13 protein-coding genes are annotated in these 12,091 nt (G+C 67.0%); 7 read left to right on the forward strand and 6 right to left on the reverse strand.

Annotated features, from left to right (window positions below):
• Positions 1 to 10: 10 nt before the first annotated feature.
• A complete protein-coding gene (locus ON22_RS17475) occupies positions 11 to 508 on the forward strand; it encodes a peroxynitrite isomerase (protein ID WP_033241398.1) in 498 nt (165 codons plus the stop codon).
• A gap of 214 nt (positions 509 to 722) precedes the next feature.
• Complete coding sequence (locus ON22_RS17480; protein ID WP_033241397.1) at positions 723 to 935, forward strand: hypothetical protein; 213 nt, start codon at positions 723 to 725, stop codon at positions 933 to 935.
• Positions 936 to 951: 16 nt separating this feature from the next.
• On the opposite strand, the gene ON22_RS17485 is transcribed toward ON22_RS17480, so the two are convergent.
• From ON22_RS17485 to ON22_RS17500, 4 genes are all read right to left on the reverse strand, one after another.
• Positions 952 to 2,742, reverse strand: a complete 1,791-nt coding sequence (locus ON22_RS17485; protein WP_033242210.1) for a penicillin-binding transpeptidase domain-containing protein — start codon at positions 2,740 to 2,742, stop codon at positions 952 to 954.
• Positions 2,743 to 2,827: 85 nt separating this feature from the next.
• A complete protein-coding gene (locus ON22_RS17490; protein ID WP_081595643.1) occupies positions 2,828 to 3,691 on the reverse strand; it encodes a GNAT family N-acetyltransferase in 864 nt (287 codons plus the stop codon).
• Positions 3,692 to 3,815: 124 nt separating this feature from the next.
• Positions 3,816 to 4,973 (reverse strand): flavodoxin-dependent (E)-4-hydroxy-3-methylbut-2-enyl-diphosphate synthase, encoded by a 1,158-nt coding sequence (gene ispG, locus ON22_RS17495; RefSeq protein WP_033241396.1) that lies wholly within the window; start codon positions 4,971 to 4,973, stop codon positions 3,816 to 3,818.
• A gap of 169 nt (positions 4,974 to 5,142) precedes the next feature.
• The gene (locus ON22_RS17500; protein WP_033241395.1) at positions 5,143 to 5,406 is read right to left on the reverse strand and encodes a DUF2631 domain-containing protein; all 264 of its coding nucleotides are present in this window, start codon (positions 5,404 to 5,406) and stop codon (positions 5,143 to 5,145) included.
• A gap of 95 nt (positions 5,407 to 5,501) precedes the next feature.
• Here ON22_RS17500 and dxr point away from each other — a divergent pair, with 95 nt between their 5' ends.
• The 4 genes from dxr (at position 5,502) to ON22_RS17520 (ending at position 8,868) form a co-directional block, all read left to right on the forward strand.
• Positions 5,502 to 6,641, forward strand: coding sequence for a 1-deoxy-D-xylulose-5-phosphate reductoisomerase (gene dxr / locus ON22_RS17505; protein ID WP_033241394.1), 1,140 nt, complete (start codon positions 5,502 to 5,504; stop codon positions 6,639 to 6,641).
• Between the two features lie 125 nt (positions 6,642 to 6,766).
• The gene (locus tag ON22_RS17510) at positions 6,767 to 7,969 is read left to right on the forward strand and encodes a M50 family metallopeptidase (RefSeq protein ID WP_033241393.1); all 1,203 of its coding nucleotides are present in this window, start codon (positions 6,767 to 6,769) and stop codon (positions 7,967 to 7,969) included.
• Between the two features lie 251 nt (positions 7,970 to 8,220).
• Positions 8,221 to 8,364 (forward strand): hypothetical protein, encoded by a 144-nt coding sequence (locus ON22_RS36740; protein ID WP_156052188.1) that lies wholly within the window; start codon positions 8,221 to 8,223, stop codon positions 8,362 to 8,364.
• Between the two features lie 9 nt (positions 8,365 to 8,373).
• The gene (locus ON22_RS17520; RefSeq protein ID WP_033241391.1) at positions 8,374 to 8,868 is read left to right on the forward strand and encodes a hypothetical protein; all 495 of its coding nucleotides are present in this window, start codon (positions 8,374 to 8,376) and stop codon (positions 8,866 to 8,868) included.
• 51 nt (positions 8,869 to 8,919) lie between these two features.
• Here ON22_RS17520 and lhgD read toward each other — a convergent pair whose 3' ends face one another.
• Both lhgD and rlmN read right to left on the reverse strand, forming a co-directional pair.
• Positions 8,920 to 10,131, reverse strand: a complete 1,212-nt coding sequence (gene lhgD, locus ON22_RS17525; RefSeq protein WP_033241390.1) for an L-2-hydroxyglutarate dehydrogenase — start codon at positions 10,129 to 10,131, stop codon at positions 8,920 to 8,922.
• Between the two features lie 277 nt (positions 10,132 to 10,408).
• Entirely contained in the window at positions 10,409 to 11,518 is a 1,110-nt protein-coding gene (gene rlmN / locus ON22_RS17530; RefSeq protein ID WP_033241389.1) for a dual-specificity RNA methyltransferase RlmN, read from the reverse strand.
• Between the two features lie 181 nt (positions 11,519 to 11,699).
• On the opposite strand from rlmN, the gene ON22_RS17535 reads away from it, so the two are divergent.
• Positions 11,700 to 12,089: a LapA family protein gene (locus tag ON22_RS17535; protein ID WP_033241388.1), complete on the forward strand. Its 390-nt coding sequence runs from the start codon at positions 11,700 to 11,702 to the stop codon at positions 12,087 to 12,089.
• The last annotated feature ends 2 nt before the right edge of the window (positions 12,090 to 12,091 follow it).

The following is a 12,091-nucleotide window of genomic DNA, read 5'->3' on the forward strand; positions in this document are numbered from 1 at the left end:
CTTGTGCGCCGTGGCCGAACCGCAGACACCCGCTGCCCCGCATCCCGCTATTGCGCCGCTGGCCGGCCTCCTCGGGACCTGGCGCGGCGCCGGACAGGGTGACTATCCCACCATCGAGCCGTTCGGCTATCTGGAGGAGATCACCTTCGGTCATCTCGGGCGCCCCTTCCTGACCTACCGGCAGCGCACCCGGCATGCCGACGACAACCGCCCCCTGCATGTGGAGACCGGCTACCTGCGCTGTCCGGGCCCGGACCGGGTGGAACTCATCCTGTCCCACCCCACCGGTATCACCGAGATCTGCGAGGGCAAGCTCACCCTGGCCGACGCGGAGATCCGCCTGGAGCTCGAGTCCACCGCGATCGGCCTGAGCAGTACCGCAAAAACGGTGACCGCACTCAGCCGAACCATTCATATGCACGGCGGTGTCATCGACTACACATTGCAGATGGGCGCTGTGGGTCTTCCTCTACAGGATCATCTCGCCGCAAGTTTGCAGAAGATCTGAACTGGGCATAACGAAAACATCACGGATTTCCGGGCGCGGGTCACGATTTGCCCATCGCCGATTTTCCGCAGCTTTCCATCTTGTCTCGATGCGGGATTCCGGCTTAGGTTGACCTGAGCAGCAAATCTTCAGAAAACTCTTATGCGGGGCTCGGTCGCGCAGGTTCCACCCGAGCTCGCCAGCAGTCGAACCTCTGAATCGGAGGGAGCCGGATATGAAGCGTTCCACCGTTGCTCTCATCACCGCCGGACTGATTCTCGGCGGTACCGGGGTGGTCGAAATCCTCGGCACCGATACCGCCGCGTCGGCCCCGGTCTCCGACCGGGCCGTTTCGGTTGTCGCGCCCGCCCGGGTCAGCGATCCGGTCGATACCCATACCGGTCACCGTTACGCAACCGGCACCGGCGCCGTCGCGACCGGGCCGTGATCGGATCACGGCCACGTCATCGGTAGCCGTCGGGGAGAGCCGCCAGCATATCGCGTGTCACCCCGACGGCGTTATCGGAACTACCACCCTTGACCAGTAACGTCGCGAACGCGAGGTCACCGCGGTAGCCGACGAACCAGGAATGTGAACCGCCCTCCACTTCCGCCTCACCGGTTTTGCCGAACACCTCCCCCTGGTCTGCGATCCGGTTGGCGGTACCGGTCAGGACCACCTCACGCATCATCGCCCGCAGACCGCGCACGACCGCCGGATCCGGTACCGGCCGCGGCCCGTCGACGGCAGTCTCGCGGCCGGCGATCAGATACGGGGTCGGCGCGCTGCCGTGGGCGATCGCCGCGGCCAGCATCGCCATACCGAAAGGACTGACCACCACCCGGCCCTGCCCGATTCCGTCCTCGGTGCGTTGTATACGGTCTTCGGAAACGGGTACAGAACCGGAATAGGTCGGCAAGCCGGGAATCACGTAATCAGGGCCGATCCCGAAAGTCGCCGCTGCCTCCGAAAGCGCGGCGGCCGGCAATTCGCTGGCCAATTTCGCGAAGGATGTATTGCAGGAGCGCGCATAGGCGGTCGACAATGCGACATTACCGACCGTGAAACCGTTGTAGTTCGGAATCAGGCGCTCACCGATGGTGATTGCGCTCGGGCACGCCACGACGGTCTCCGGCGTGGCCACGCCGCCGGAAATCGCGGCGGCGGCGGTCACGGTTTTGAACACCGACCCGGGCGGATACTGACCGATGGTGGCCACCGGGCCGTCCCGATCGGCGGCAGCGTTCTGCGCGACCGCGAGGATGCCGCCGGTGGATGGTTCGATCACCACCATCATGGTCTGCTCCCGGCGCCCGTCGACCGCCCGCTGGGCAGCGTTCTGTACCCGCCGGTCCACGCTCAACGTGAACGACGGCACCGGCTGCGCCGCCACCTCGTGCAGCACGCCGGTTTCCGCACCGCCCTCGTTCCGGGCGACCACGCGCCAACCGGCCCGGCCGTGCACATCGTCGATCACAGCCTGCCGGACCTGGGCCATCAGATCGGGAGCGAACTTCCGATCGGCCGGAGTCAGATCCCATTCCTGGGTGACCCGCACCCCGGGCAGACCGATGAGCCGCGGCCCGGCCCGGCCGAACTCGGTGTCGTTCAGCACGATCACCGTGTAGACGCCGTCGGCGGCGCGGGCGGAATCCAGGATGCGCTGCGGGGTCAGCCGGTCGTCGATATCGATCAGCGCCCGCGAGACCGCCGCCGCCACCTCCTGCGGTTCGCCGCTTTCGGCGGCGTCGAAGGTCACCCGCGAAACCGTGCCCGGTATCAGCACATCACTACCGGACTGCTCGTTCACCCGGGCACCCGGCGCCTGGCGCACCGACAACGCCATGGTCTGCGTGTCACCGAGCCGGGGATGCAAGGCAGAACCGCTCCACCGCACCGTCCAGCCGCCACCGCTGCGCACCAGCGGCAGCTGCCCGGTATAGGACCAGCTGCGCCCACCGGCCAGCCGCCATTCGTAGGAGTAGTCGACGGTGGCGGTATCACCGGAGATCCGGGCCGCACCGGACCGGGCATGCAGCTCCTCGGCGCCCAGTTCCTCCCAGACGGAAACGAGTGCGGGCCCGGCTTTCTCGGGACGGGTCGTACGCGCGGCGGCTTCGTCGAGGTCGTGTGCCGCGAAGGCCTCCAGGAAACCGTCGGCCGCGGTGATCGGCCCCGAGGACCCCCCGAAGCAGGCGGTCGTGGCGAAAGCGAGCACCGCGACCGCGAATACGAGTACCGGACGGATCGTCATCGAGCCCGATCGTAGCGACCCGGACCCGGTGTTCACTTGCGGCGCACCGGATCCTGCCGGCTCAGTCCGGAAGGATCGGGCCGGCTCAGTCCAGCAGCACCGTGGCGAAGGTCGCGATCTGGCGGAACCCGACCGCACGATAGGCCCGGCGGGCGAACTCGTTGTAGTCGTTGACGTACAGGCTCGCCGTCCGGCCGGTGGCGACCACCGCGTTCGCTACGGCCGCCGTTCCGGCCGTACCGAGCCCCTGCCCGCGGTGCTCCGGATGAACCCACACGCCCTGGATCTGCCCGGTACGCCGGGATATCGCCCCCACCTCGGCCTTGTAGGCGACCTCACCGTCGACGAATCGGGCCCAGGCCCGGCCGGCCTCGATCAGCCCGGCGACCCGGCGCCGGTACCCGCGGCCGCCGTCCCCGGCCCGCGGATCCACCCCCACCTCTTCGATGAACATGGCGATAGCGGCCGCCAGATAGCGGTCCAGTTCGTCGGGGCGTACCTGGCGGACCTCCGGGTCGGCGGGCGCGACAGCAGTGCCGGTGAGCGCAAGGAGCGGCTGGTCTGCACGCAACTCCCGCTCCGGGCCCCAGTGATCGGCGAGCATCTCCCACAGGGGGAGCGCGAGTTCCCGGCGGCCCACCACCGAGGAACACATCCGGGGCCAGCGCAGGGCGCGGTCCGCGAAGGCGCGCAGGGCCGCGCGGTCTCCACGCAACGGGATCAGGTTCACGCCGGAGAAACACAGCGATTCGGCCGGTCCGCCGTGGCTCCACAATTCGCCCTGACCGTACCGGTTGTCCAGACCGTATTCCTGTAGCCGGGCGGCGACCATACAGGCCGCGACCGGGTCCTCGTCGAGCACCCTGAGCACCTGTCCCAGGTCCCGCTCGGCGAGCTGACGCGCGGGAACGTATTTCGCGCGCCGGGCCGGCTCCAGCAGACTCCGCACCTAGTACAGCCTGCCATGAAGTGCCGCGACGCGATACGGATATCTCGAAAGCGCGCGCCGTGACGGTGCCGAACGGGCAGCACGTCTCGGCTCGCCGGGGCAGCGAGCCGAGACCGTGGGCCGATCAGCCCACGCTGACGACCGGTTCACCGGTGCCCGCGTCCGCACCCATCTCCTCGGCGATCCGCATGGCCTCCTCGATGAGGGTTTCCACAATCTGCGCCTCCGGCACGGTCTTGACGACCTCACCCTTGACGAAGATCTGCCCCTTACCGTTACCCGAGGCCACGCCCAGATCGGCTTCCCGGGCCTCGCCGGGACCGTTGACCACACAGCCCATGACCGCGACCCGCAGCGGGACCTCCAGACCGTCGAGTCCGGCGGTGACCTCGTTGGCCAGGGTGTACACGTCGACCTGCGCGCGCCCACACGACGGGCAGGACACGATCTCCAGCTTGCGCGGGCGCAGGTTCAGCGATTGCAGGATCTGCCCGCCGACCTTGACCTCCTCCGCCGGCGGCGCGGACAGCGAGACCCGGATCGTGTCGCCGATCCCCTCGCTCAGCAGCGCGCCGAACGCGACAGCGGATTTCACGGTGCCCTGGAAGGCCGGGCCCGCCTCGGTGACGCCGAGATGCAGCGGATAGTCGCTCTGCGCGGCCAGCTGCCGGTAGGCCTCGACCATCACCACGGGGTCGTTGTGCTTGACCGAGATCTTGATATCGCCGAAGCCGTACTCCTCGAACAGGCCCGCCTCCCACAGCGCCGACTCGACCAGCGCCTCCGGGGTGGCCTTGCCGTATTTGTCCATCATCCGCTTGTCGAGGGATCCGGCGTTCACACCGATCCGGATCGGGATACCCGCATCCCCGGCCGCCTTGGCGACCTCTTTGACGCGCCCGTCGAATTCCTTGATGTTGCCCGGGTTCACCCGCACCGCAGCGCACCCCGCATCGATGGCGGCGAAGATATAGCGCGGCTGGAAATGGATATCGGCTATCACCGGGATCTGGGATTTCTTCGCGATGATGGGCAGTGCGTCGGCATCTTCCTGCCGCGGGCACGCCACCCGCACGATATCGCAGCCCGATGCCGTGAGTTCGGCGATCTGCTGCAGGGTCGCATTCACATCGTGCGTTTTGGTCGTCGTCATCGACTGCACGGAGATCGGGTGGTCACTGCCCACACCGACACCACCCACCATGAGCTGACGGGTCTTGCGCCGCGGCGCAAGCACCGCTACGGGTGCGGTCGGCATCCCCAATCCGACTGTGCTGGTCACTTTCGGCTGCCTACTTTCGTCCTGGTCCGGCCGGTCGGTGCCGAGTCTAGTCCCGCCGCGGGGGCTCGCCGCCGAGACATGGACTACACCGGCAACCGGCACCGCGGTGTCACCCGGATGTCACCCGAGCGACACCCGACACAGTCGGTGTCATAGGCGAAACCGCAGTTCAGCGCGGTTTGCGTCGATGGATCACGTCGTAGACGAGAATCCCGGCGAGCGCGGCCGCGAATCCGATCAGGTACAGGTTCTCGACCTGACCCGAGTGATTGCCGATCAGCATGCCGAGCAGCGCGATGATCACGACCACCGCGGCAACCCGGAAGGTTGTGCGCGATTCGCCGCTCCAACCGAATGCCGCCGACGGAACCTCAGCAGGGTCCACCGTGGTGACGTGCTGGTCAGTGGTGAGTTCGACGTCCGTGGCGGCCACGATCGCTCCTCCTCGAGAGAACGGATACTGCCCGTTATCGTGGCATACGACTGCCCGTCGTAGCCAGCAGGGGCGGGGTCGGTGACAATGGGCGGGTGTCAGATCTCCGCAGAGTTCTCCTGCTCGGCAGCACCGGCTCCATCGGTACCCAGGCGCTCGAGGTGATCGCCGCCAACCCCGGCAGATTCGAAATCGTCGGCCTGGCCGCGGGCGGCGGGAACACCGAACTGCTGGCCGCGCAGATGGCCGCTACCGGCACCACCAATGTGGCCGTCGCCGACCCGGCGGCCGCAGACCGGCTGGGGGTGCCCTTCGCGGGCGCGACCGCTGCGACCGAACTCGTCCGCAGCACCGAAGCCGATGTAGTACTCAACGCGCTCGTCGGTTCCCTCGGCCTGGAACCGACCCTGGCGGCGCTGGAATCGGGGGCCACGCTCGCGCTGGCGAACAAAGAATCGCTGGTGGCAGGAGGGTCGCTGGTCACCCGCGCGGCCCGGCCCGGCCAGATCGTGCCGGTCGATTCGGAGCATTCCGCCCTGGCCCAGTGCCTGCGCGGCGGGCGCGCCGAAGAAGTCGACAGATTGGTTCTCACCGCCTCCGGTGGACCGTTCCGGGGCTGGACCACCGAAATGCTGGACGGCGTGAACCCCGCCGAGGCGAAAACCCATCCCACCTGGTCCATGGGCCCGATGAACACGTTGAACTCGGCCTCGCTGGTGAACAAGGGCCTGGAGTTGATCGAAACGCATCTGCTGTTCGGGATCCCCTACGACCGCATCGAGGTCACGGTGCACCCGCAGTCGATCGTGCATTCCATGGTCACCTTCACCGACGGCTCCACGCTGGCGCAGGCCAGCCCGCCGGATATGAAACTGCCCATCGCGCTGGCGCTGGGCTGGCCGGACCGGGTCCCCGGCGCGGCCACAGCCTGTGATTTCGGTACAGCCGCCACCTGGACGTTCGAGCCCGTCGACGATGCGGTGTTCCCGGCCGTGGAACTGGCCCGCGAAGCCGGGACCGCCGGCGGTTGCGTCACCGCGGTGTACAACGCGGCCAACGAGGTCGCGGTACAGGCATTTCTCGACGGACGGATCCGGTTCCCCGATATCGTGCGCACCGTCGCCCGGGTGGTCCGCGACGCCGGACAGTGGCGCGCCGAACCGGGCGAACTCGCCGAAGTCCTGGCGGCCGACGAATGGGCCCGTGACCGCGCCCGCACACTGGTACACCGGTAATCCATGTCCCAGATGGTCGAGGCCCGGCACGCGGGCGGTTACTGTGGACACGTGCTCGCGGCCGCTCCGGTCTCCGTGCGGGCCGAGAGATTTGATCTGCGCACTGCAGGAGGGCTGTAGACCACATGCTGTTCGTGTTGGGGTTCGTGCTGTTCGCCCTCGGCATCACGATTTCGATCGCATTGCACGAATGCGGGCATATGTGGACCGCGCAGGCGACCGGAATGAAGGTCCGCCGGTACTACATCGGTTTCGGCCCGAAAATATTCTCCTTCCGGCGCGGAGAAACCGAATACGGGGTCAAATGGCTGCCGCTCGGCGGTTTCTGCGATATCGCCGGAATGACCGCGCTCGACGAACTCGAACCCGAGGAAGTCGAGCGCGCCATGTACCGGCAGGCCGCCTGGAAACGCCTCGTCGTGATGTCCGGTGGAATCGCGATGAACTTCCTGCTCGGCTTCCTCCTCATCGTGGTGCTGGCGGTCGGCTGGGGGCTCCCCAACCTGAACCAGCCGCCCGAAACCGCCCTCGGTGATATGAGCTGCGTCGCGCCGCAGAACCCCGACGGCACCGTCGGCACCTGCACCGGAGAGGGCCCCGCCCAGCGCGCCGGTCTGCAACGCGGTGACGTGGTGACCGCGGTCGACGGCGAGCCCGTGGACACGTGGAAAGAATTCCAGACCCTCACCCAGCAGCAGGACGGCCCGTTCACCTACACCCTCGAACGCGGCGGGCAGACGATGGATATCGAGGTCGTGCCCGAGCAGACGATGCGCTACCCCAGCGAAGGTGGTCCGGGCCGGGAAGTCGGCGTGGTCGGGGTCGGCCAGGAGTACTACGAGCCTGTCCAGTACGACTTCCTCGGTGCAATTCCTGCCTCGGCTGCATTCACCGGAGACATGTTCATCCGCACTTTCCAGTCGCTGGCCCAGATGCCGGCGAAGGTTGCCTCACTATGGGACGCTGTGACCGGCGGGCAGCGTGACGTGGACACTCCGGTCAGTGTGTACGGCGCCAGCAAGATCGGCGGTGAGGCCGCCGAGGGCGGCTACTGGAACGCCTTCATCCTGATTCTGGCCAGCCTGAATTTCTTCCTCGGCGCATTCAATATTCTGCCGCTGCTGCCGCTCGATGGCGGTCATATCGCAGTGGTCCTCTACGAGAAGATCCGCAACAGCATCCGCGGCCGGCGAGGCCTGGCGCCCGGCGCCCCCGTCGACTACATGAAGCTACTCCCACTCACCTACGTCGCAGTGGTCGTCGGAGGCGCATATATGCTGCTGACCCTGGCCGCGGACATCGTGAACCCGATTCAGCTCTTCCCCTGACAAGTTGCCCAGACCGGATCTCGTGCGCCCCTGAGCCGCGAGCGGCTTCTGCAGATTCTCCGGCGAACCGATGTTCGTGGGCATAGACTGGGCAGATCGGCCAGGGCCACCAGGGGGAATCCATGCGACAGTTACTCTTTCGACTCGGGACGGTTGCCGTGGCAGCCTGTACCGGCGTGCTCATCGGTACAGGCGCCGCCGCCGCAGTGACGCCTGAGCAGTGTGAATCGCATGGCGGTTTCGTAGATATCGTGATCGATCCCAACGACTCGACGCGAGCGGTGTGTACCTGCCGCAACGATCCGATGTACGACGGCATGCAGGTGTTCGGACCCCATATCGCCGACGTCGGCGGCGCCCCGTGGCCGGTGCACTGCGTCGGCCTCGACGTTTAGACTTTCCGCATGGCAGCCGAACGGGACGAATGTCGCGTGATCGTCGACGGGGTCGCGCCCTCGGTAGTTGTCCTGCTTCGGAAGGCAGCTCAGCTGGCGGCCGACCATGGCCGCCGTTCGATCGGCATCGACGACCTGCATGCGGCGATGATCGCTCGCGAGGAGGCGGCGCCACTGTGGTGGCCGCGTCCCCACGGCCCACGGTTCAGCCGCAATCCGGGCAGCTCCCGAATTATGTACGCCACTGCCGACGGGGCGGCAAAACCGTTGAGCCACGGAATTTTGCAGCAGGCTCGGCAAGGGGTGACCGTACCGTTGACCTTCGAGCAGTATCGGGATTTGATCCTCGCCTGGGTTCCAGGACCGACACCGGACGATATCGGTCCCGCGTCCCCCACCGAGGTCACCTACGAACTGAGCGGACCACACGCAGACGAATTCCGGAAAATGATCGAACAACAGTCCCGCGGAGCATCAGGCGCACCGCTCGATCACGACCACTGAGCTTGTTCCTGGTACCGCAGGACTTGGTTGAACAGCCGGGTGCCGGGTGATTCAGCGGGAGTCCTCGTGCTTGCTGTCTATTACATCCACAACGTGTTCGGCGATCGCGAGCGATGACGTCGCCGCCGGGGAGGGTGCATTGCGGACAGCGATGACCGCACCCAGGCGGTCGATCCGGAAATCGTCGACCAGGGTGCCGTCGGCATCGAGCGCCTGCGCCCGGACACCCGCTCCCCCGCGCACCACATCCGCGGCCCCGATCGCGGGAATATAGCGCTGCGCCCTACGCATGTACGCGGCGACGGATACCGAGCCGTACATTTCTTCGAGCCCCGTGCGCCAATGCTGCCGAGCCATCCGCCGGAAACCCGGCCAGGCCAGCGTTCTCGCCATATCCCGGGGTTCGAAATGGGCCCGCCGGTATCCTTCCCGGGCAAAGGCCAGGACCGCGTTCGGCCCGACCTCGACGGTCCCCGATACGCGCCGCGTGAAATGTACGCCCAGAAACGGGTACCGCGGATCCGGGACCGGATAGACGAGGCCGCGTACGAGATCCTTTTTCTCCGGCACAACGTCCATATACTCGCCGCGGAAAGGGACGATGCGCGGACCGGGATCGCCACCCGCCAGACCGGCCACCGTATCCGCCTGCAATCCGGCACAGAGAACGACCCGATCCGCATGCAGGACCTGCTCTCCCACACCGATTTCGATACCGGAAGCGGTCCGGGTGATCCGGTCCACCGGCGACGATGTCCTGACCTCACCACCGGCCGCCACGACGTCCGCGGCGAACGCCTCGGCGACTCGGCGGAAATCGGTGATCGCGGTATGCGGCGAATACAGCGCCGCGATCCCCTCCGCGAACGGTTCGATATCGCGAATACCGGCCGCATCGACTCGACGCAATCCGGGTACCGCATTGTGTCCCGCCCGCTCCTCCAGGGCATCCAGGCGAGCCATTTCCTGGTCGTCCACGGCGATTACGAGCTTGCCGCATTCCTCGTACGGCAAGCTGCGCTCCGCACAGTAGTCGCGCAGCATGGCCCGCCCGCGCACGCACAGCACCGCTTTCGAACTCCCGGGCCGGTAGTAGATCCCGGCATGCACGACCCCCGAGTTGTGACCGGTCTGGTGCACCGCCACCCGGTCTTCCTTCTCCAGCACCACAACCCGGTCCCCCGGCCGCCGGCGACCGATCTCCCGGGCCACCGCCAGACCCACGATCCCGGCCCCCACCACGACAATCACCCGGTCGGCCATCTCGCTCCTGCTACGCCTGAACTATCGATTCGGTGGGCTCGGTGTTATCCCAGAGCCTCGAAGGGAATCGTCGCCTCGACGGGGTCATTCAGCAACAGCACCGTCGACTATCGCGATCTCACCGAGATAGTCGGCGACGTCGCCTGCGAACTGAACAGCTGTCGGGCACAGTTCCTCGCCCGGGCGGCTCATCCCGGACCCTGTCGGGCACGGTCCGGGCCGCAGTGTCACGGTGTCGGCGGCTTACCGGCCCCGTCACTGGAGACGACCGAAATACTCAGCCCTCGGCGGCCAGCTGCCCGCAGGCGGCGGCGATTTCCTGGCCGCGGGTATCGCGCACTGTGCAGGGGACGCCCTGCGCCTCGACCCGGCGCACGAACTCGCGTTCGACCGGTTTCGGGCTGGCGTCCCATTTGCTGCCCGGTGTCGGGTTGAGCGGGATGACATTCACATGCACGCGCGACCCGAGCGCCTTGTGCAGTTTCGCGCCGAGCATATCCGCCCGCCAGGGGTGATCGTTGATATCGCGGATCAGCGCGTATTCCACCGAGATGCGGCGGCCCGTCTTGTCGGCGTAGTAGCGGGCAGCATCGAGAACCTCCGCCACCGGCCACCGGTTGTTCACCGGGACGAGGGTGTCGCGGAGTTCGTCGTCGGGGGTGTGCAGGGAAACGGCGAGTGTCACCGACAGGCCCTCGTCGGCGAGTTTGCGGATCGCCGGGGCCAGGCCCACCGTGGAGACCACAACGTTGCGCTGTGAGATTCCGAGCCCGTCCGGCGCGGGCGAGGTGATCCGCCGCACGGCATTCACCACCCGTTTGTAGTTCGCCAGCGGCTCCCCCATACCCATGAACACGATATTGGACAGGCGGCCGGCCCCGCCCGATACCGCGCCATCGCGCAGATCGGCCGCGGCGGCGCGGACCTGGTCGACGATTTCGGCGGTCGACAGGTTGCGGTCCAGCCCGCCCTGGCCAGTGGCACAGAACGGGCAGGCCATACCACAACCGGCCTGGCTCGAAATACACAAGGTGGCGCGGTCCGGGTAGCGCATGAGCACGCTCTCCAGCAAGGTGCCGTCACCGGCGCGCCACAGCGTTTTCCGGGTCTCTCCGGAGTCGCAGGCGATATGCCGGACCGGGGTCAGCAGCGGGGGAAAGAGTGCACCGGCGATCGTGTCCCGCACAGCGGCGGGTAGATCGGTCATCGCGGCGGGGTCGGCTTGGAGCCGGCCGTAGTACTGGCGGGCGATCTGATCGGCCCGGAACTTCGGCAGACCCAGTTCCGCCATGGCGGCGCGGCGCCCCTCGGCGTCGAGATCGGCGAGGTGGCGGGGCGGCATCCCGCGGCGGGGTGCGTCGAAAACCAAGGGCAAGGGGGCGGTCATAGTGCTACCAGTGTGGCATCTCGCTCGATGTGACCAGCGACAAGCCGCCCTCGGATGCCGATGACACCGGTACGGACGCATCCGGGAGTGGCCACCGGGTGCCGGCCGGCGCAGCACGGCACGGCAGACGGACCGACCGGAAATCCCTGCGTCGGCGATAGCTGTCGGCAATCATCGACATATGGCGACCTCAGATGACCGCACTCCCGATACCGGCGCGGTGCCCGGCGGGCAGTCTCCGCCCGGGATGGCCGACCCCCTCGGCGGTAAGACCGCACCCACACCCACCGGCCGGAAATCGACCGGTAAGACCACCCGGCGCAAGAGCACGGACAGTTCCCGAGTGGGAAATGCCTGGATCGCGCTGATCATCGCGGCGGTCCTCGGCATCATCCTGCTCATCTTCATCATCCAGAATTCGGAGAGCGCGGATGTCGAAATGCTCTTCTGGAACTTCTCGCTACCGCTGGGTGTGACGATTCTGCTCTCGGTGATCGCAGGCGCCCTGGTGATGGCGCTGGTCGGCGGTGTCCGCATCATGCAGTTGCGCCGCGCGGTACACAAGAAGTAACC

It is taken from the genome of Nocardia carnea NBRC 14403 (assembly GCF_000308515.1).
Lineage (GTDB): Bacteria > Actinomycetota > Actinomycetes > Mycobacteriales > Mycobacteriaceae > Nocardia > Nocardia carnea.